The organism is Klebsiella sp. GW_Kp182, assembly GCF_040062275.1.
GTDB classification, from domain to species: Bacteria; Pseudomonadota; Gammaproteobacteria; order Enterobacterales; family Enterobacteriaceae; genus Klebsiella; species Klebsiella michiganensis.
The window spans coordinates 64,426-82,590 of the sequence record NZ_JBEAFQ010000051.1; the positions used below are offsets into that span (position 1 = coordinate 64,426).

Annotated in this window: 23 protein-coding genes; 12 read left to right on the forward strand and 11 right to left on the reverse strand. The window is 58.7% G+C overall.

Annotated elements, in window-relative coordinates; translation table 11 throughout:
- The first annotated feature begins 4 nt into the window (after positions 1–4).
- Both yjiL and ABLU88_RS22115 read left to right on the forward strand, forming a co-directional pair.
- Positions 5–772, forward strand: coding sequence for a putative 2-hydroxyacyl-CoA dehydratase activator YjiL (gene yjiL / locus ABLU88_RS22110; protein ID WP_102803610.1), 768 nt, complete (start codon positions 5–7; stop codon positions 770–772).
- Positions 769–1,023 (forward strand): DUF3343 domain-containing protein, encoded by a 255-nt coding sequence (locus ABLU88_RS22115; protein ID WP_014227770.1) that lies wholly within the window; start codon positions 769–771, stop codon positions 1,021–1,023. The genes yjiL and ABLU88_RS22115 overlap by 4 nt, the downstream gene beginning before the upstream one ends.
- A 59-nt stretch (positions 1,024–1,082) precedes the next feature.
- On the opposite strand, the gene ABLU88_RS22120 is transcribed toward ABLU88_RS22115, so the two are convergent.
- The 3 genes from ABLU88_RS22120 to ABLU88_RS22130 are packed head-to-tail and all read right to left on the reverse strand — an operon-like array spanning position 1,083 to position 3,350.
- The gene (locus ABLU88_RS22120; protein WP_102803609.1) at positions 1,083–2,186 is read right to left on the reverse strand and encodes a M20 peptidase aminoacylase family protein; all 1,104 of its coding nucleotides are present in this window, start codon (positions 2,184–2,186) and stop codon (positions 1,083–1,085) included.
- 20 nt (positions 2,187–2,206) lie between these two features.
- On the reverse strand, positions 2,207–2,674 hold the full coding sequence (locus ABLU88_RS22125) for a YjiG family protein (protein WP_004128539.1): 468 nt from the start codon (positions 2,672–2,674) through the stop codon (positions 2,207–2,209).
- The gene (locus tag ABLU88_RS22130) at positions 2,667–3,350 is read right to left on the reverse strand and encodes a nucleoside recognition domain-containing protein (protein ID WP_014227768.1); all 684 of its coding nucleotides are present in this window, start codon (positions 3,348–3,350) and stop codon (positions 2,667–2,669) included. The genes ABLU88_RS22125 and ABLU88_RS22130 overlap by 8 nt, the downstream gene beginning before the upstream one ends.
- Before the next feature lie 312 nt (positions 3,351–3,662).
- Between ABLU88_RS22130 and ABLU88_RS22135 the strand changes: the two genes are divergently transcribed.
- A complete protein-coding gene (locus tag ABLU88_RS22135) occupies positions 3,663–4,577 on the forward strand; it encodes a LysR substrate-binding domain-containing protein (RefSeq protein WP_049102130.1) in 915 nt (304 codons plus the stop codon).
- Positions 4,578–4,579: 2 nt separating this feature from the next.
- Here the strand turns inward: ABLU88_RS22135 and ABLU88_RS22140 are convergent, their stop codons facing one another.
- The 4 genes from ABLU88_RS22140 to ABLU88_RS22155 form a co-directional block, all read right to left on the reverse strand.
- Positions 4,580–5,644: a DUF2955 domain-containing protein gene (locus ABLU88_RS22140; protein ID WP_004098265.1), complete on the reverse strand. Its 1,065-nt coding sequence runs from the start codon at positions 5,642–5,644 to the stop codon at positions 4,580–4,582.
- Positions 5,634–6,701 (reverse strand): HlyD family secretion protein, encoded by a 1,068-nt coding sequence (locus ABLU88_RS22145; RefSeq protein ID WP_265810769.1) that lies wholly within the window; start codon positions 6,699–6,701, stop codon positions 5,634–5,636. Before ABLU88_RS22145 ends, ABLU88_RS22140 begins: the two co-directional genes overlap by 11 nt.
- A 6-nt stretch (positions 6,702–6,707) precedes the next feature.
- Complete coding sequence (locus tag ABLU88_RS22150) at positions 6,708–7,172, reverse strand: MarR family transcriptional regulator (protein WP_014227766.1); 465 nt, start codon at positions 7,170–7,172, stop codon at positions 6,708–6,710.
- Positions 7,173–7,565: 393 nt separating this feature from the next.
- Positions 7,566–7,730 carry a DUF1127 domain-containing protein gene (locus ABLU88_RS22155; RefSeq protein WP_064507003.1) on the reverse strand — a complete coding sequence of 55 codons (165 nt, stop codon included), beginning with the start codon at positions 7,728–7,730 and terminating at the stop codon, positions 7,566–7,568.
- Positions 7,731–7,907: 177 nt separating this feature from the next.
- Between ABLU88_RS22155 and ABLU88_RS22160 the strand changes: the two genes are divergently transcribed.
- The 3 genes from ABLU88_RS22160 (at position 7,908) to ABLU88_RS22170 (ending at position 12,025) form a co-directional block, all read left to right on the forward strand.
- Positions 7,908–9,332, forward strand: coding sequence for a PLP-dependent aminotransferase family protein (locus tag ABLU88_RS22160; RefSeq protein ID WP_038424026.1), 1,425 nt, complete (start codon positions 7,908–7,910; stop codon positions 9,330–9,332).
- 441 nt (positions 9,333–9,773) lie between these two features.
- On the forward strand, positions 9,774–10,685 hold the full coding sequence (locus tag ABLU88_RS22165) for an acetamidase/formamidase family protein (protein WP_185219634.1): 912 nt from the start codon (positions 9,774–9,776) through the stop codon (positions 10,683–10,685).
- Complete coding sequence (locus ABLU88_RS22170; protein WP_004128506.1) at positions 10,682–12,025, forward strand: APC family permease; 1,344 nt, start codon at positions 10,682–10,684, stop codon at positions 12,023–12,025. Before ABLU88_RS22165 ends, ABLU88_RS22170 begins: the two co-directional genes overlap by 4 nt.
- A gap of 120 nt (positions 12,026–12,145) precedes the next feature.
- Here the strand turns inward: ABLU88_RS22170 and ABLU88_RS22175 are convergent, their stop codons facing one another.
- The 4 genes from ABLU88_RS22175 to ABLU88_RS22190 all read right to left on the reverse strand — a co-directional run bounded on the left by ABLU88_RS22175 (position 12,146) and on the right by ABLU88_RS22190 (position 14,319).
- Positions 12,146–12,448, reverse strand: a complete 303-nt coding sequence (locus tag ABLU88_RS22175) for a BrnA antitoxin family protein (RefSeq protein WP_025108476.1) — start codon at positions 12,446–12,448, stop codon at positions 12,146–12,148.
- Entirely contained in the window at positions 12,435–12,722 is a 288-nt protein-coding gene (locus ABLU88_RS22180; protein WP_042933975.1) for a BrnT family toxin, read from the reverse strand. The genes ABLU88_RS22175 and ABLU88_RS22180 overlap by 14 nt, the downstream gene beginning before the upstream one ends.
- A 251-nt stretch (positions 12,723–12,973) precedes the next feature.
- Positions 12,974–13,417 (reverse strand): FosA family fosfomycin resistance glutathione transferase, encoded by a 444-nt coding sequence (locus tag ABLU88_RS22185; protein ID WP_064375701.1) that lies wholly within the window; start codon positions 13,415–13,417, stop codon positions 12,974–12,976.
- A complete protein-coding gene (locus ABLU88_RS22190) occupies positions 13,411–14,319 on the reverse strand; it encodes a LysR family transcriptional regulator (RefSeq protein WP_014837311.1) in 909 nt (302 codons plus the stop codon). Before ABLU88_RS22190 ends, ABLU88_RS22185 begins: the two co-directional genes overlap by 7 nt.
- An 87-nt stretch (positions 14,320–14,406) precedes the next feature.
- Between ABLU88_RS22190 and ABLU88_RS22195 the strand changes: the two genes are divergently transcribed.
- The 6 genes from ABLU88_RS22195 to ABLU88_RS22220 form a co-directional block, all read left to right on the forward strand.
- Positions 14,407–15,189, forward strand: coding sequence for an NAD(P)H-dependent oxidoreductase (locus ABLU88_RS22195; RefSeq protein WP_122117630.1), 783 nt, complete (start codon positions 14,407–14,409; stop codon positions 15,187–15,189).
- A 147-nt stretch (positions 15,190–15,336) separates the two neighbouring features.
- Entirely contained in the window at positions 15,337–15,921 is a 585-nt protein-coding gene (locus ABLU88_RS22200) for a TetR/AcrR family transcriptional regulator (protein WP_004098242.1), read from the forward strand.
- Between the two features lie 17 nt (positions 15,922–15,938).
- On the forward strand, positions 15,939–16,739 hold the full coding sequence (locus ABLU88_RS22205) for a winged helix-turn-helix domain-containing protein (RefSeq protein ID WP_046878031.1): 801 nt from the start codon (positions 15,939–15,941) through the stop codon (positions 16,737–16,739).
- Entirely contained in the window at positions 16,736–17,254 is a 519-nt protein-coding gene (locus ABLU88_RS22210) for a FidL-like protein (RefSeq protein ID WP_004098240.1), read from the forward strand. The genes ABLU88_RS22205 and ABLU88_RS22210 overlap by 4 nt, the downstream gene beginning before the upstream one ends.
- A 404-nt stretch (positions 17,255–17,658) precedes the next feature.
- Positions 17,659–17,937: a BMC domain-containing protein gene (locus ABLU88_RS22215; RefSeq protein ID WP_004098239.1), complete on the forward strand. Its 279-nt coding sequence runs from the start codon at positions 17,659–17,661 to the stop codon at positions 17,935–17,937.
- Positions 17,938–17,954: 17 nt separating this feature from the next.
- The coding region (locus ABLU88_RS22220; protein WP_117286265.1) for a BMC domain-containing protein at positions 17,955–18,165 on the forward strand (211 nt) is incomplete at its 3' end.

An 18,165-nucleotide genomic window follows, 5' to 3' on the forward strand; every position in this document is an offset into this window, starting at 1 on the left:
GCGCGTGACCATTACCGTAGGGATTGATTCCGGATCGACCGCCACCAAAGGCATCCTGCTTGAAGACGGCGTGATTCAGCGCCGCTTTCTCTGCCCGACGCCGTTTCGCCCCGCCGACGCCATCGTTGAAGCGTGGGAAACGCTCCGCGCAGGCCTGAGCGAGCGCCCCTTTTTAACCTTAACCGGCTACGGTCGCCAGCTGGTGGATTTCGCCGATAAGCAGGTCACTGAGATCTCGTGCCACGGGCTCGGCGCGCGCCTGCTGGCCCCGCAGACCCGGACGGTCATCGACATCGGCGGCCAGGACAGTAAGGTTATCCAGCTGGACGAAGCGGGTAATCTCACCGATTTCCTGATGAACGATAAATGCGCGGCGGGTACCGGGCGCTTCCTGGAGGTGATTTCGCGTACGCTGGGGGCCAGCGTCGAGCAGCTCGACAGCATCACCGACGGTATTGAACCCCATGCGATTACCAGCATGTGCACGGTATTCGCCGAATCCGAGGTCATCAGCCTGCGTTCGGCCGGGGTGCCGCCGGAGGCGATCCTCGCCGGGGTGATCAACGCCATGGCCCGACGCAGCGCCAATTTTATTGGCCGTCTGTCGGCGCAGGGGCCGCTGCTGTTTACCGGCGGCGTCAGCCACTGCGCGGCCTTCGCGCGGAGGCTGGAGTGGCACGTGGGTATGGCGGTGCAGACGCATCCCGACGCGCAGTTTGCCGGGGCGATCGGCGCGGCGCTGATCGGCTTACGTCAGAGGAGCCGCCGGTGACGGAATATCTGTTTTTATTTCACTCAACGGTGGGGGTAGTGCGGATGCGCAAAGCCCTGCAGGCGGCGGGAGCGTCCTTCCGGGTGAAGGACATTCCGCGCCAGCTGCGCGGCGGCTGCGGGCTTTGCATTTATCTGAGCTGTGAGCCGGGCGAAGAACAGAAGTGGATTCTCCCCGGCCAAACGGAAGCTCTGTTTCGCGTCGCCGGGGATGATTATCAGCTGCTGGCTCAGTTTCCGCCGCAGGCGTAACCAGGGCGCGAATCATCGCCCGGCGGCGTACAGCGAGCACAATATCCGGGTTTGTTCCCTCAGCCCAGCAGCTGGCGAACGCAGGATTTAAACACCCGCACGCCATCCGCCAGCGCGGCGCGGTCGAAGCGCATCTCCGGATGATGCAGCCCCGGCAGCAGGTCGCAGCCCAGCCCCCAGAACCCGCCCTTCACCTGTGGACGCAGGCGCAGGTAGTGGAAAAAGTCCTCGCTGCCCGGCGTACTCTTCGCCGCCGTTAAGCCGGTTTCGCCAAACGTTTCCCGGATCGCCTGGCTGACGATAGCCGTAGCCTGTTCGTCGATAATCGCGGCGGGCATCTCCTTGACGATCTGGATATCGACGGTGGCGCCGTAAGCCGCCGCGCTGCTCTCTATCGCCCGCACCACCCGCTCTTTCAGCGTTGCCATGCCGTCATTTTCCGCGCTGCGCAGATCCCAGCACACGTGCGCTTTTGCCGGCACCGAGTTGGTTACCCCTGCATCGCACAGAAAGCGCGTCGCTTTAGCGCTCCAGGTCAGCGAAGGCGCCAGATGAATCCCGTTTACCGCCTGCACCGCGTGCGACGCGGCATCCAGCGCGTTAACGCCCAGGTGAGGCCGGGCGGCATGCGCGGCTTTGCCGTGGAAATCGACCATCACCGTCGCCGAGGCGGAGTAGTACATCGCCGGCACCGCCTTGCCCTTCGGACACTCCTCCAGCGGCCTGAGGTGGAAGCCGAACAGCATCTCCACGTCGTCCAGCGCGCCCGCGTCCGTCAGCGCGATCGCCCCGGTGCCCAGCTCTTCGGCGGGCTGAAAGAGTATTTTCAGCTTCCCGCGCTTCACCAGCCCTTCGGCGAGGATCTCTTCCGCGGCGGTCAACACCACCGAAGAGTGCCCGTCATGACCACAGGTATGGCGAGCCTCTAAGCGGCCATCGATGATATGGCCCAGCGCATCCATATCCGCCCGCAGCGCCACGACCGGCCCCGGCTTACCGCTATCCAGCAGTGCAACAATGCCGGTGGTGCCGCCGACGTTGCGCTGAACCTGAAACCCCGCGGCTTCTAATGCATCGCCGATGTATGCCGACGTTTTGTGCTCCTCAAAGCCCAGTTCAGGGATTTGATGCAGATAATTGAAATGCTCTAAAGTTCGCGACACGTCTTACTCCTTGCCTTCTATTATGCAATCACGCGCATGACCAGCATGGCGATGACGGCATTGATAATGCTCACCGCCATCAGCAGCGGCCAATATTTTTTCGGGACATCCGCCACGCCGAGCAGGCGCCCCATGTACTGAAGCTGCGAACCCATGAGGAAAATCGCCGGGATGAGAATCGTGATATCCGCCACGTTGAGGGTGCCTTTGCTCAACAGGCTCACCGCCACGCCGGTTCCCGCAGAGGCGGAAAGCCAGGAGGTCAGCAATACGGTAATAGCTTCACCCGGCAGGCCAAACAGGCCCATCAGCGGCGCGCAGACGTGGCCGATGATCTGCATCACGCCGAGCAAATTCAGCATTTCAGCGATCACGTAGGCCATTAATACATTCGGCATCAGATTGTTGATGGCGATATTAAATCCTTTGCGCGCGCCGATAACGAAAATATCGAACGGGTTACTGCCGACTTTTGCCGAATTATTCATTTTCAAAATCCCTTTTATAAGCGGTATTCAGAACCAGACGCGTGATTGCCGCGCCGACAAACTTCAGCACAAACATTAAAAGCAGCGGAATAATGATAGGAATGGTTAACGAAGCGAAAAGCGCTGAGCCAATCGAGAAGTAGTTATTAATCAGACCGGCGCCGGAATATTGCCAGGCGCCCATAATAACCAGATCCTTACGATTTATTTTGTCGCTGTCATACAGCTCTTTGGTCAGCGCCGCCCCGGCATCGGTACTCTGTAAGTCGGTAATCAGCGCCAGGCCGGTATAACCCGGGATCCCGAGCAGCGGGCGAAGCAGCGGGGTCAGCAGCTTATGCGCCGCGCGGATCGCGCCGTAGTGGGTAAATATCTCCAGCAGCCCCAGCGCCAGCATCACCGTCGGCACCAGCGACAGGGCAAACAGGAAGCCGGCCTTGGCGCTGATGCCGCCGCTGCCGATAAAGGTGTTGGTTTCCGGCGTTTTCATGGTGCCGAACGCGCCGCCGAGGGTGGTAAAGTCAAACGCCCCCAGCCAGGCCATGCCCTCAACCTTAAACAGCAACCCGGAGAAAACTAACAATACGACGATCAGTGAAATCCAGGCTCCGGGCCCGACTTTCCACTCATTTGTCGTTTCGTCGGAGGAACATTCCAACGTTTTATTTTCACTCATACCCTGTCCTCTCACATAATGAAATGTTAGTGCGGTTGTTTGCAATTTGAAATTATGTCAATTTATTGTTATTCGAATTTATTATTTTCACTGATAAGCTTTTCCATATTCCCTTAATCAGCATCATCACCATTTCTTATTCTTCAACTCCCCGAGCCTTGCCGCCTTAATAGCGCGCCGGGAATAAGCGATGAGAATTTTCCTCCCTGTCAGTTTTTGTCCGAATTACGATTATCTATAACTTGCCGGGATGATAAATACCTGTGAAAGGGTGTTATTGTTGACTACAGGTCAACAAAGGAGCGAGAAACGATGTTGCATGAGAGGCCGATGAGCTATCTGTATGAAGTCGGGATTCAGGGAGGCATTCGCCGGGCCGCCGATATGCTGGGCATCAACCCGTCAGTCATCAGCCGCCAGATAGCGCAGCTGGAACGGGCGCTGGAGCTGCCGCTGCTGGAACGCCAGGGACGAAACGTGGTGCTGACCGAAGCCGGACGTCTGCTGGCGGAGGACTACTACGAAAGCCGTCAGCGCCGGGAAAAGCTGGAAAGTCACCTGAAGGATTTACGCCATATGCGCGGCGGGACTATCTCGGTGAGGATTGGCGGCGGGCTGGTCACCACCTTTATTGAATCGGTGATGAGCACCTTTTCTCAGTCCTGGCCTAACGTGTTCGTGGATATTATTGTCGGCAGCATGCAGGAGATGCTCAACGATATCGCCAGCGGCGAAGCGGATATGGCGGTCGCCTTCGGCCCCATCGGCAACCCGGAGCTTAAACGCCACAGCTTTCAGTGGGGCCCTATCTGCGCCGTGGTCTCGCCACAGCATCCCATCGCTGCCCTGCCCGCCGTCACCATCGATGAGCTTACGCAATATCGCCTGATCGCGCTCACCGACAGCTTTGGCCTGCAGCGCCATATGAACGCCATGTTTAAAACCGCCGGACGGCAGTTTCATCCGGCCTATCGCTGCAACCTCTTTTCCACCGCCATGAGCCTGAGCCAGGCGGGATTGGGGATCTCTTTTATGACCGCATACGCCGCCCGGGAAGCAATAGCCCACGGTATTCTGACCGCGGTCCCCATCGATCATCCCATCGCCAGCAGCGCCCAGTGCCACCTGCTACGCAACTCCGACCGCCGCTTTTCCCCGGCGGCGCATCATATGTGGCGGCTGCTGCACAACGCTTTTCGGGACGCGCAGCGGGCGCTGGCGGCCTGAGCTTATTCGGTCACTACGAATCGGGTTGGCGCAAAGCAGTTCAGCAGCCGATGCATAAGGAAGACCATGGTCAGCGTGACGATCAGCGCCACGGTGACGGAAGTGATGCGGTACAGATCGCTGAACACCAGGTCCTGGTCCGGATGCAGGTTCTGGCCGAACATGATGCCGATGGTGGTAATGCTGGCGAAGCCAACGCCGGCCCCCACCTTCTCCATCACGTGCAGGCGGGCGCTAAACGCCAGGCCGAGACCAATCAGCGGCATCATCAGCACCATATGATTGCTGAAGTCGTAGATAATCAGCTGCACCACCAGGATATAAAGGCAGGCCAGCACCACCCCCACCACGCGCCAGATCGAGCTAATCACCGCGCCGCGATAGTGCATCGGGAACAGAATTAAAATTCCCGCCATCAGCGCCGACAGCGAGTCGCTCAGATCGCAGACCTGAAAGATCACAAAGATCATTGTCGCCACGCTGCCGGAGAGCAGCGATTCGTGGCGAATACGGGCAGCATCTTTTTCAATGCGCGGCGGCGGCTTGCGCGGTTCAACGTCCGGGATGAAGTAGTTCAGCAGCGCGCTGAGCGCCACCGCCATCACGCAGGCCTCCATATTGGAGAACATCAGGGTGTGCCAGTTGCTGGTGGGATAGCTCATAAAGTTGAGCATCGTGCTTTGACACACCACGCCCATCGACCCCAGCAGAAACAGCGGCCCCTGGCTCATAAAGCGAAAGCGCATCACGTACAGGCCAAACACCACCAGGGTCATAATCACCGGCCACTGCGACAGATAGCCGACGATTAACACCATTTCGACGCAGTTCACCGCTGCGCTGAACACAAACTGCCGCGCCACGTGACGGTTAAATACCGGCACCAGCGACAGCAGCATCAGCGGATAAACCACGAAAAAGACGCCGTACTGTACGTCGTAGAAGGTCGAAATGCTCAGTGCGATAGTGCCGGCCACGGCGATGCGCAGCGTCTGGCGAAAATCGTTCGCCGTGTAGACGATGTTGCCGTGCGGGGTGAAGACCCGCGCCAGGGTATTAATAGACATAGTGCAGGAAGCTCACCAGATGGATCTGCGCGCCGGCGAAGGTACGGGCGAACGGGCCATCGCTGTTATAGAGCTGTACCGTCGCGCGGGCGCCGGTGGGCAGCGGCTTATCCAGCGGCTCGTCCAGGGCGACGTGAATACGCATGCGCTGCGCGTCGCGCACCCAGCGGGTGGACTGCTCCGGCTGCGACAGCTGGCCATTGACCTCTTCCTGTCCGGCCAGAATACCGGCATCGCTGCTGGTGACGTGCGCCGGGAAGACTTTCCCCGGCAGCGCATCAAACACCACCGCGGCATCGGTATTGACGCCGGTGTGGCGCAGGCTCTTCTCGCGGAAATCAGCGACGATATCGGTCTGATTGCTCACCAGCGCCAGCAGCGGCGTGGCGGCGGTGGCGTACAGACCGGGGTTAAGCTGCAGGTTGCTCACCATCCCGTCGGTCTCCGCGCGGACCTTCGTCCAGCCGAGGTTAAGCTGCGCCTCTTCCAGCGCATTGCGGTACTTCTGCAGCGTGACGTTGCGCCCATCGTCGCGCTCGCCGCGCTGGATCAGCAGATTCTGGATACTGGCGTTGAGCGCGCTGACCGACTGCTCGCTGGTCTGCCAGGTGGTGCGCACTTTATCCAGATCCGACTGGGAAACGTTCTGCATGGTGCTCAGGCGCTGGTAGCGCTCGAAGGTCACCTTATCGTTGCGCGCGGTGTACTGGGCGGTGCGCAGGTTGGCGCGGGCAGAGGCGATCTGCGCGTCCAGCTGCTGGTTGCCGAGTTTCGCCTGTTCAAGGGCGATCTGCGCCGCTTCCACTTTATTGATAAACGGCGTCGGGTCCAGTTCATAGAGCAGGTCGCCCTTCTTCACCTGGCTGTTGTTGTGCACATAGACATGGGAGACATAGCCGGAGACGCGCGACGAGACCGGCGTGACCACGCGCATCACGGTGGAGTCCGGCGTGAGCGGGATCCAGATATCGGCAACGATAAACCAGGCGAATATGGCCAGGAAGGCGGCAATACTCACCCTTACCCAGCGGGCAAATTTCTGTTCAGGGGTCATCATAGTGTTTTAGATCTTGTTATCTTCTTCGCGGATAGTCCGCAGATTGCAGGCGATTTGATTTAACGTAGCGCTAAAGGCGGCGAGCTGCGCTTCAGGGATAGTTTCGGTGACGCGCTGTTGATAGGTCTCAATCACGCGGTTCAGCTTCTCCAGAATAGCGCGGCCTTCCGCCGTCAGCGTCAGCAGGCGTATGCGTTTGTCATAAGGCGATGTAGAACGCAGCAGATAGCCCTGCTTTTCCAGCTGCGTGAGGGTGCGCATCAGCGGCGGCAGTTCAATGCCCTGCACCTCCGCCAGCTCGCTGACCGAGACGTTATCCCCCAGCTGATGCAGCTGCATTAGCACCGTCCAGCTTGACTGGGTCAGGCCGGTGTCGGTAATGGCAGAATCAATAATCGCGCGCCACTGGCGCACCACCATCGCCATGCGCATCCCCATCGGGCGGCGGGCAAACAGGTCGTCTTCGGTCATCTTTTTTTCCTCACTTAACGGTGAGGAAAATAATACTTATCACGGTAAGTATCAAGAAACGAAGAGTGGATAAGCATGAATTGATAAATTCTGTGAATGTATTATCCCCGGTCGCGCTCACGCTTACCGGGGCTACAGCTCTGCGCGGTATGGTCGCCCGGACCAGGTGCGTCAAGCGCCGCCTCCGGGAAAATCCCCGGTCGCGCCCACGCTTACCGGGGCTACAGCTCTGCGCGGTCTGGTCGCCCGGACCAGGCGCGTCAAGCGCCGCCTCCGGGAAAATCCCCGGTCGCGCTCACGCTTACCGGGGCTACGGCTCTGCGCGGTCTGGTCGCCCGGACAGGCGCGTCAAGCGCCGCCTCCGGGGAAATGCCGGGTAACAAATCGCACTTTTTAATTGATCTGATCCCGACGCAGCCCGACATCTTTTAGCTGTTCGTCGCTCATACGCTGCAATGTTCTGCGCGTTTGTTCGCGAAGCCACCATTTTTTGATCACCCGCGCCAGAAATACGAAGCCGATAAACGGCTGTCTTGCCCGATTCTCGTGAAATTCCATCCTCTACCTCCTCACCTTGCCAGAGGCTTTATCTTCACGGATCCGGGGCTAAACAATACAGATTCACAAAATACTTTTCTTTAACATACAGATTCGCTAAAACGTACAGCAGACCTCATTTTTACCGCCAATCTGTACTGGTTTATTGATCTGTATGGCGACGATCAAGGATACAGCATGACCCGCTATCAACATCTGGCCAGCCTGCTGGCAGAACGCATCGAACAGGGGCTGTATCGCCCCGGCGAAAAGCTGCCGTCGGTGCGCAGCCTGAGCCAGGAACACGGCGTTAGCATCAGCACCGTTCAGCAGGCCTACCAGATGCTGGAACAGCAGCAGCTGATCGTGCCGCAGCCGCGATCCGGCTATTTCGTGGCTCCGCGTAAAGCCCAGCCGCCGGTACCGCCGATGTCGCGTCCGGTCCAGCGCCCCGTCGAGATCACCCAGTGGGATCAGGTGCTGACCATGCTCGACGCCCGCCACGATAAATCGATTATCCCCTTCGGCGGTGGCTCGCCGGACGTCACTCAGCCGAGCCTGAAGCCTATCTGGCGCGAGCTGAGCCGGGCAATTCAGCACAACCTGAGCGAAGTGCTGAACTACGACGAGCTGGCCGGGCGTCGCGAACTGCGCGAACAGATCGCCCGCCTGATGCTCGACGGCGGATCGGTGGTCACCGCCAACGACCTGGTGCTCACCAGCGGCTGCCACAGCGCGCTGTCGCTGGCGCTGCTGTCGGTGTGCCAGCCCGGTGATATCGTTGCCGTCGAATCCCCTTGCTACTACGGCACCATGCAGATGCTGCGCGGATTAGGGCTAAAAACCATCGAGATCCCCACCGATCCGGAAACCGGGATCAGCATCGAGGCGTTAGAGCTGGCGCTCGATCAATGGCCGATCAAAGGGGTGATCCTGGTCCCCAACTGCAATAATCCGCTGGGATTTATCATGCCGGATGCCCGCAAGCGAGCGGCGCTGTGCCTCGCCCAGCGCCACGATATCGTTATCTTTGAGGATGATATCTACGGCGAGCTGGCAACCGAATACCCGCGCCCGCGCACGATCCATTCCTGGGACATCGACGGCCGGGTGATGCTCTGCAGTTCGTTTACCAAAACCATCGCTCCCGGCCTGCGCATCGGCTGGATTGCCCCCGGCCGTTATTACGATCGTCTGCTGCAGATGAAGTATGCCGCCAGCGGTACCAACGTCCCCTCCACCCAACTGGCGGCCTGTAACTTTATTCGCGAAGGCCACTATCACCGCCACGTGCGGCGGATGCGGCAGATCTACCAGCGTAATATGGAGATTTACACCTGCTGGCTGCGGGAGTTTTTCCCCTGCGGGATCTGCGTTACCCGCCCGAAAGGCGGCTTTATGCTGTGGGTCGAGCTGCCGGAGCAGGTGGACATGGTCTGCGTCGCGAAGCAGCTGTGCCGGCTAAAGATCCAGGTCGCGCCGGGATCGCTGTTTTCAGCATCCGGGAAATACCGCAACTGCTTAAGGATCAACTGCGCCCTGCCGCCGACAGATAAACATAAAGAGGTGATGGTGCAGCTGGGAATGGCGGTGAAGGTGGCGATGGAGTGGGCGCCGGAGTGAGCTGCGCTGGCCGGTGCTACCGGTTCCCCGCCGTCTGCGGGCCGGTAGCCCGGACAGGTGCGCAAGCACCGCCTCCGGGTTCCCCTCTGTGAGAGCCCAAATACTCTGGCATTATCATCAATACCCCACGGTATATTGCGCTAAATTACCAGCACGTAAATTTTTGCAGAGTAATCTGCTATATAAACGATTAATAGCAGTAAATAATGAAATAATGACAACCAGTAATAAAACATTGAATAGTCAAACGACTTAATAACCAGCATATAAAAACATCAAATTAAAATATACAACCGCATGATTCACCAGCAAATATATATCATTTATTTTTGAAAAAACTGACCTGATTGCCTTCCTGTGATAATCCCGATAAATTCACTCATTCCCTATACGGGAAACTCTAAATATAAAAAACACAACAATATAACCGGGATGAATGTCATGAAAATAACCAAAGATCGGGTGGTTTACGCCATGTCGCGGGATAACGCTCCTGTCGCTACCGTCAGCAGCGGAAGTGAAGTGCTGTTCGAAACCTGCGACTGCTTCTCCGACCAAATCACCTCCGCCGATGCCGTGTTCAACGAACTGGACTGGCAGCGTATTAACCCGGCGACCGGGCCGGTCTACGTCGAGGGCGCCGAGCCGGGCGATGCGCTCAAGGTCACCATCAAGCGCATCACCCTGAGCAGCCAGCAGGCGGTGATGGTCACCGCGCCGCAGCTGGGGGTGATTGGCGACGAGCTCGATGCCCCGAAGGTCACTATCGTGCCCATTGAAAACGACCATGCCGTACTGCCCGGCAACGTGCGCGTGCCGCTCAACCCGATGGTCGGCGTGATCGGCGTCGCGCCTGCCGGGGAAGCCATCTCCTGCGGCACGCCGGATAGCCACGGCGGCAATATGGACTGCAAAATGATCACCGCCGGCAGCACCCTGTGGCTGCCGGTCAACGTCCCCGGCGCGCTGTTCGGGCTGGGCGATTTACACGCCGCGATGGGCGATGGTGAAGTCTCGGTCTGCGGTCTGGAAATCCCTGGCGAAGTGCTGGTCGAACTGACGGTGGTTAAAAACCGCCGCCTGCCGCTGCCGATGCTCGAAAACAGCGAGACCCTGTTTACCCTCGCCTCGGCGCTGACCCTCGATGATGCCGCCGCCCTGGCCACCCGCAATATGGCGCACTTTATCGCCGACAATACCTCCCTGACGCTGGCTGAAGCGATCAGTATTCTGAGCATCGCCGGCGACCTGCAAATCTGTCAGGTGGTCGACCCGCTGAAAACCTGCCGCTACGCGTTACCCAAATCGGTGGCGAAGCAGCTCTCCCTGAGCATCGAAGGGGAGCAGGCATGAGCGTCGAACAGTTTGGCTATAAGCAGGAGCTGCACCGGGCGCTGACGTTCCGCGACCTGCTGGTCTACGGCATGATTTTTATGGTACCCATCGCGCCGTTTGGCGTCTTTGGCTACGTCTGGGACGGCGCGCAGGGTATGGTGGCGCTGGCCTATCTCATCGGCATGGTGGCGATGTTCTTTACCGCCATGAGCTACTGGTCGATGTCGCGCGCGTTCCCGGTTTCCGGTTCGGTATACGCCTATGCCCAGCGCGGTATTCATCCCATTGTCGGCTTTTTTGCCGGCTGGCTGATCCTGCTGGACTATATTCTGGTGCCGTCGCTGCTCTATATCGTCAGCGCGGCGGCGCTGGCGCCCATGCTGCCGGGCGTGCCGGGCTGGCTGTGGATTGTCGGCTTTATCGCGATTAACAGCCTGATTAACCTGCGCGGCATTACCTTTACCGCACGCGCCAATAATACGATTCTGATCGCGGAGATCGTGGTGCTGTCAGTGTTCGTCGTGCTGGGGCTGATTGCGCTCTACTCCGGCGCCGGGGCGGGCCATCTGACCCTCGACCCGCTCTACAACGCCGATAAGTTCAGCCTGCCGCTGGTGATGGGCGCGGTCTCCATCGCCGTGCTCTCGTTCCTCGGCTTCGACGGGATCTCCACGCTGTCCGAGGAAACGAAAGGCGGCGTGGATACCGTGGGTAAGGCATCGCTGGGCGCGCTGATGCTGGTCGGTTCGCTGTTTATCCTGCAAACGTGGATTGCCGCCGACCTGGCGCAGGGCATGACGTTCAGCAGCCTCGATACCGCCTTCTACGATACCGCGAATCTGGCGGGCGGCGGCTGGCTGAAGTACGTCACCATGTGGTCGACGGTGATCTCCTGGGGGATTGCTAACGCCCTGGTGGCGCAGGCCGCCGTGTCGCGTATTCTGTTTGCGATGGCGCGCGACAAGCAGCTGCCGCAGCTGCTGGCGAAAGTGCACCCGCGGCTGAAAACGCCTTACGTCAGCACCCTGTTTGTGGCGCTGATTTCGCTGGCTTCCGGCCTCTGGTTCTACGGCGATATCGATAACCTCAGCCGTCTGGTGAACTTCGGGGCGCTGATGGGCTTCCTGGTGCTGCACATTGCCGTGATAAACCATTACATCATTCGCCAGAAATCGCGCAATCTGGTGGTACACCTGCTGTTCCCGGTGGTGGGGCTGTGCATTATCGGCTTTGTGATTTATGAAATGGACGCGCAGGCCAAGGTGCTGGGGCTGAGCTGGCTGGCGGTTGGCGTGGTCTATTACCTGCTGATGCGCCTGGTGCTCAAGCGCAATGTGGAACTGAAGCTGGAAGGCTAACGCGATTTATCTCCCCGGCTCGCGCTGCGCTTAGCCGGGCTACAGGTTCCCAGCCGTCTGCGGGCCGGTAGCCCGGACAAGGCGCGTCAAGCGCCGCCTCCGGGGTAATCATGAGGCAGGCTATTTCTTGTTAAGATCGCGAATCATCGCTTCTCTTAAGATCGCATTCAGTCGCGTTTGATAACCTTTCCCGGGACGTTTAAGCCACTCCATAATATCGGCATCAATACGGACAGAAGCCTGAGTTTTTAGCGGTCGGTAAAATTTACCGCGTACGGCATCTGACCACTGTGCGTCGTCTGTGGCGGGAATATCGCTATAATCGATTTCATCATCCGTTTTGTTGGCCAGCGCTTTAAGCTCATCAGCTCGCTTAGCCGTAAGCGTATCCGGATTGTCACGTTTATGTTTAACCATGTTCATAACGATTTCTCTCTTTGCTGTCCGCCTTCCGGGCGCTGATAATACGAATGACCTCTGTTCCACTTTCAAAACGGACCGAATGCGCAACCATGATAACAATGACCCCATGAACGAGACCGATAGTTTGCCAGCGATATTCACCATTCTCATAACGATCCTGTCGGGAAAGATGCCGGGGATCGTCAAAGACGAGCACCGCTTCTTCAAACCGGATTCCATGTTTTCTTAGATTACTTCTTGCCTTGTTTGCATCCCATTCAAACTCCATTGGCATCATATTCATCCTGATTGTATATACAAAAAAGTATAGACAATTATCCAGGGATAATACTCTCAACGTTGGAAAAAACTTCACATTTTTAAAGCAGGAATTGTAAAAGATGTTCCCGGCTCGCGCTGCGTTTAGCCGGGCTACCCGAGCGCACGGGCCGGTAGCCCGGACAAGGCGCGTCAAGCGCCGCCTCCGGGGAAACAACGCGCAATACAGCCTCCACTTTTCCCCGGCTCGCGCTGCGCTTAGCCGGGCTACGGGTTCCCGGCCGCCTGTTCGTCCTCGCCAAAAAACACCATACCTTTATAGGGCTTCGCCCGGCACGCCGCCAGGCGCTGGGCGAGATTGCCAACGTGCAGCTCCAGCTTGTGGCCGTCCGGGTCGAGGAAATAGTGCGACGCGCCTTCGCTTTTATTGGTTTTCCAAACAGGAACGCCAGCCGCATTCAGACGCCCGACAACAAGCGCGAAATCCTCTTCCGCAATGCTGAACGCGTAGTGGGTGTAGTCGCTCTCCTCCGGCGAAATGACGCGCCGCTGCGGGTCCAGCGACAGGCACAGCCAGAGGTCGCCGCAGGAAAAATATGCGCCGTTATCCCAGCGCGCGCGCAGCGTCATCCCCGGAAGCTGCTGATAAAACGCCACGCTCGGCGCCAGCTGGCTGACCGCCAGGGTCAGATGGTTTAATCCGCTTAACATGGCTTTTCCTCTAATGACGTTACGATTTGCTGGCGCAGCCACCGGTGCGCCGGATCGCGGTGCCAGCGCTCGTGCCACAGCATCAGCATCTCAAACCCGGCGACCGCCAGCGGCGGTTCAACCACCGTCAGGCCGCCAGCGCCACGCACCAGCCGCTCCGGCAGCACCGCCACCAGCTCGCTGTTGCGCAGCGTCTCCAGCATAAACAGGAAATGTGGCACGGAAAGGACAACCCGCCGCGCCAGCCCGAGATTCGCCAGCGCGCTATCGGTCGCGGCGCTGAATCCACCGCCGTCCGGCGAGACAATCACCTGCTCCAGCTGGCAGAACTGCGCCAGGCTTAATGGCGACCGCAGCGCCGGATGCCCGGCCCTGCCCGCCAGCACGTAGCGTTCGCGGAACAACAAACGCTGATGCAGCCCGGGCGGCGCGCCGTCTCGCGTGTGAAAAAACAGATCCACTTCATCGCGATCCGCCTGCTGTACCAGCCGCGCGGGCTGTAGCTCAAACAGCGCCAGGCGGCTGGCCGGAGAGGCGATGCGCAGGGTATTGAGCACCGGCAGCAAAATCGCCGACGCCATATAGTCCGTCGCCGCCACCCGCCAGGTCTGCGCCGCCGTGGCCGGGTCGAAGGGCTGAACCGGCGCTACCGCCAGCTCCAGCGCCAGCAGCGCATCGCGCAGCGGCCCGCGCAGTTCATCGGCGCGGGCGGTGGGCTGCATTCCGCGCGGCCCCGGCAGCAGCAGCGGGTCGGCGAAAATCTCGCGCAGTCGCGCCAGCTGCACGCTGACCGAAGGCTGCGACAGGTTGAGGCGCTGCGCCGCGCGGGTGACGTTATTTTCGCTGAGCAGAACGTTCAGCGTGCGCAGCAAATTGAGATCCAGCCCCTGGAGATTAATCATCGCTATACCTGTTATTGAAGCAATTCATTTCTACTATAGCGTCGCCGACTCTACTCTGCAGCTCTCCATTGCTCAGAGGTGATTTCAATGAAAATACTACTGGTTTACGCCCATCCTGAACCGCATTCGCTTAACGGCGCGCTGAAAGATTTTACCGTCCAGCATCTGCAAAACGCCGGCCACGACGTGCAGGTGTCCGATCTCTACGCCATGCGCTGGAAGGCAGGATTTGATGCCGATGACAGCAGCGCCCCGCCGGTCGGTGAAAGCTGGCGGGCAACGCGGGATTCGCAGTACGCCTTCGCTAACGGCACGCAAAGCGCGGATATCGTGGGCGAACAGGAGAAGCTGCTGTGGGCCGATACGGTGATTTTTCAGTTCCCGCTGTGGTGGTTTTCGCTGCCCGCCATCATGAAGGGCTGGATTGATCGGGTCTACGCTTACGGCTTTGCCTACGGCGTCGGCGAGCACAGCGAAACCCACTGGGGCGATCGCTACGGCGAAGGCACGTTCGCGGGGAAACGGGCGATGCTGGTCGTTACCGCCGGCGGATGGGCGGAACACTACGCGCCGCGCGGAATTAACGGGTCTATCGACGACATCCTGTTCCCCATTCAGCACGGAATGCTGTTCTATCCCGGCTTTGAGGTGCTACCGCCGGTGGTGTTCTACCGCACCGACAAACTCGATGCACAGCGCTTCGCCACGCTGCGCGAGGCGCTGGCCCGGCGGCTGGATACCCTATCCGAAACGCCGCCCATTCCCTTCCGTCGGCAGAATCACGGCGACTATCTGATCCCCTCTCTGAACCTGCGTCCGGAGCTGGCGCCGGGCGAAAACGGCCTCGCTATCCACGTGAAGCCTGTGTGAATCTCGGTGGGTGATATTCGCGGTGCGGCGAATATCACCACAATTCATAAGGTGAACTGTGAGCCTCCACGCAATAACGTCATCCCGCCCCGCTGCGCCCCTTCGCATATTGATAGCGATCAAGAATAATCATACCGTCTGGTCGGTATGATTCGGGCCATGAATATGGAAGCCCAACATCGTAAAAAAGATCCCGTCCGCCTGCATAAGCAACTGCTGGAATCCGCCGCCACCATCGCCGGCCGGGACGGTATCGCCTCGCTGTCGCTGAACGCCGTCGCGCGCGAAGCGGGCGTCAGCAAAGGCGGTTTACTGCACCATTTCCCCAACAAGCAGGCGCTGATTTTCGCCCTCTTTGCCCGCCTGCTGGCGATTATGGAAGAGGCGATTGCAGAGCTTATGGCCGCGGATAACGTCTCTTATGGCCGCTTTACCCGCGCCTATCTGCGCTATCTGTCGGCGCCGGAACTCACGGATACCCAGGAGAGCCGCCAGCTGATGGTGCTGTCGCTGGCCATGCCGGATGAACCGGTGCTGCGAAAATGCTGGCGCGACTGGATGCTGGACCATCTGGCGAAAGGCGATGAACTGGACAATAGCCATACCGGCACGCTGGTGCGCTATGCGGCGGACGGCATCTGGCTATCGGAATTAACCGAGGGGCGCACCATGAGCCCCGGGCACCGGCAGTCGCTGGTCAGCGATCTGACGAAGATGACGCTTCCTGCGTGAAGCATGTTGAGGCCGCGATGCGCTATAACATCCATGGCCGTCTTATTTATGATGCAATGGACGGCACGCTAACGTTACCGGGAAGCGATGAGGCGGACAGCCAGCTGTCCATCACCGCCAACGCGCTGCTGTGGTTCTTCCTGCGCCACACCGAGGTGGTCAGCCGCGATGAGGTGCTTAAAAAAGTCTGGGATGACAACGGGTTAACCTCATCCAACAGCAATCTCAATCAGTACCTGAGCATGCTGCGCAAAACCTTCCGCCACTACGATATCGACAACATTATCGTCACCGTGTCGCGCGGACTGCTGCAGCTCAATCCTGATCTCACCATCGAGAGGCTCGACGCCAGCCCGGAGCCGGAGCAGCCGCCCGCGCCAGAAGCCGAGCCAGACCCGGCCGCGGTCCCGGAAGAACAAAAGACCGTTTCCAGCCGCCACGCGCGCGGTACCTGCTGGTATCTCGCCGGCGGCTGCCTGCTCACCATCGCCCTGCTGCTGGTGGTCTGCAGTTTTCTCGGCGGCAGCACATCGCACCCCATCACCCTGACGCAAATGCGCCACAGCCAGTGCGAGCTGCTGGCCAGCGATGAGATGCTGCGCTCCGTTGCCGGAACCGCCTACGGCAAGAATTTTGATGCCGTGCGCCAGCGCCTGAAGCTGGAATGCAAGCCCGGCGAACGCTTCGTCTTCTTCTATGGCGACCGGCTGGAAACCAACGGCCTGGGCCGGGTATTCCTCGCCCACTGCGCGATGCATGAAGATAACCCGTTCAGCTACTGCGATAACTATTTTTACTATTCATGGAAACCGCAATGAGACTCGCCCCGCGCCCCTTTTTCGCCCTCTCCAGCCTGGTATTTATTGCCGCCGCCGGGTTCTGCGCCTGGAAGCTGCTGCCGGTCGAAAACGGCGGGGTGATGAGCTGCTCGACCAAAGCGATTATGCGCTTTGAGAACATGGAGAAAGAGAACGTCAACGGCAATATCCATTTCAACTTTGCCGCCAACGGCAAAGGGTCGATGGTCGTCGAGGGCTACACCGATTCCGCCGCCGGCTGGCTTTATCTCCAGCGCTACGTCAAATTTAGCTACACCAGCAAACGCATCTCCACCACCGAGCGCCACTATCGCATCAGCAAGTGGGAATCCAGCGCCTCGTCCATCGATGAGTCGCCTGACGTGATCTTCGACTATTTTATGCGTGAAATGTCCGACAGCCACGATGGCCTGTTTCTCAACGCGCAGAAGCTCAATGAGAAAGCCATTCTTCTCAGCTCTATCAACTCCCCGCTCTACGTCTGCACGCTGAAGTCCGGCAGCAAGCTTGACTAAGCTCACACCCGCTTTTCCTTCCTCACTTTCCCGTTAGTAAAACCGCACGTTTTGCATTTAGCCTGCCGAAGAAAACGCGATCCCCCCCACACTTCATACATCGTCAAATTACCCCCGATCTGCAATAAATTAGCAACTTATTAACATCAATCCGCCTCCGGTTAAATGGTGAAAAAAGCGCCACAATCGTCACTCAATTCGCCCCGCCATCGCAGCACAAATGCATAAATCAGCGCCTTAACCAACCTAAATCACAGAGCAAAAGACTAAAAATACCACGCTAGCAGATTTAAATTTCCCTTCACTCGCCATTCCCTATAGTGAATTCCGAACGCCGCATCCGCGTCCTGACGCCGTTACGCGGTCGGTTTTCCGAATCACAAAACTGTTCTGGAGGAGAAACCATGGGTGATGCATTAGGGCTTATCGAAACCAAAGGTCTGGTGGCCTGCATTGAAGCCGCGGATGCGATGTGTAAAGCCGCCAACGTCGAGCTGATTAGCTATGAAAACATCGGCTCGGGGCTGGTGACCGTGATGGTGAAGGGCGACGTCGGCGCAGTGAAAGCGGCGGTGGATTCCGGCGTCGAATCCGCGCAGCGCATCGGTGAAGTGGTGACCTCGCTGGTTATCGCTCGTCCGCATAACGACATCAACAAAATCGTCATTAAACACAAGGCCTGATGGCCAGGAGAACGCAAATGGGTGATGCATTAGGTCTGATTGAAACCAAAGGGCTGGTGGCCTGTATCGAAGCGGCGGATGCGATGTGTAAAGCCGCCAACGTGGAACTGATTGGCTATGAAAACGTCGGCTCCGGCCTCGTCACCGCGATGGTGAAAGGCGACGTCGGCGCGGTGAAAGCGGCGGTGGATTCCGGCGTCGAATCCGCGCAGCGCATCGGTGAAGTGG

Coding starts and splice junctions, on each gene's coding strand:
- ABLU88_RS22125 (WP_004128539.1), bottom strand. CDS start 2,674: ATGAATAATTCGGCAAAAGTCGGCAGTAACCCGTTCGATATTTTCGTT.
- ABLU88_RS22130 (WP_014227768.1), bottom strand. CDS start 3,350: ATGAGTGAAAATAAAACGTTGGAATGTTCCTCCGACGAAACGACAAAT.
- ABLU88_RS22135 (WP_049102130.1), top strand. CDS start 3,663: ATGTTGCATGAGAGGCCGATGAGCTATCTGTATGAAGTCGGGATTCAG.
- ABLU88_RS22140 (WP_004098265.1), bottom strand. CDS start 5,644: ATGTCTATTAATACCCTGGCGCGGGTCTTCACCCCGCACGGCAACATC.
- ABLU88_RS22145 (WP_265810769.1), bottom strand. CDS start 6,701: ATGATGACCCCTGAACAGAAATTTGCCCGCTGGGTAAGGGTGAGTATT.
- ABLU88_RS22150 (WP_014227766.1), bottom strand. CDS start 7,172: ATGACCGAAGACGACCTGTTTGCCCGCCGCCCGATGGGGATGCGCATG.
- ABLU88_RS22155 (WP_064507003.1), bottom strand. CDS start 7,730: ATGGAATTTCACGAGAATCGGGCAAGACAGCCGTTTATCGGCTTCGTA.
- ABLU88_RS22160 (WP_038424026.1), top strand. CDS start 7,908: ATGACCCGCTATCAACATCTGGCCAGCCTGCTGGCAGAACGCATCGAA.
- ABLU88_RS22165 (WP_185219634.1), top strand. CDS start 9,774: ATGAAAATAACCAAAGATCGGGTGGTTTACGCCATGTCGCGGGATAAC.
- ABLU88_RS22170 (WP_004128506.1), top strand. CDS start 10,682: ATGAGCGTCGAACAGTTTGGCTATAAGCAGGAGCTGCACCGGGCGCTG.
- ABLU88_RS22175 (WP_025108476.1), bottom strand. CDS start 12,448: ATGAACATGGTTAAACATAAACGTGACAATCCGGATACGCTTACGGCT.
- ABLU88_RS22180 (WP_042933975.1), bottom strand. CDS start 12,722: ATGCCAATGGAGTTTGAATGGGATGCAAACAAGGCAAGAAGTAATCTA.
- ABLU88_RS22185 (WP_064375701.1), bottom strand. CDS start 13,417: ATGTTAAGCGGATTAAACCATCTGACCCTGGCGGTCAGCCAGCTGGCG.
- ABLU88_RS22190 (WP_014837311.1), bottom strand. CDS start 14,319: ATGATTAATCTCCAGGGGCTGGATCTCAATTTGCTGCGCACGCTGAAC.
- ABLU88_RS22195 (WP_122117630.1), top strand. CDS start 14,407: ATGAAAATACTACTGGTTTACGCCCATCCTGAACCGCATTCGCTTAAC.
- ABLU88_RS22200 (WP_004098242.1), top strand. CDS start 15,337: ATGATTCGGGCCATGAATATGGAAGCCCAACATCGTAAAAAAGATCCC.
- ABLU88_RS22205 (WP_046878031.1), top strand. CDS start 15,939: ATGCGCTATAACATCCATGGCCGTCTTATTTATGATGCAATGGACGGC.
- ABLU88_RS22210 (WP_004098240.1), top strand. CDS start 16,736: ATGAGACTCGCCCCGCGCCCCTTTTTCGCCCTCTCCAGCCTGGTATTT.
- ABLU88_RS22215 (WP_004098239.1), top strand. CDS start 17,659: ATGGGTGATGCATTAGGGCTTATCGAAACCAAAGGTCTGGTGGCCTGC.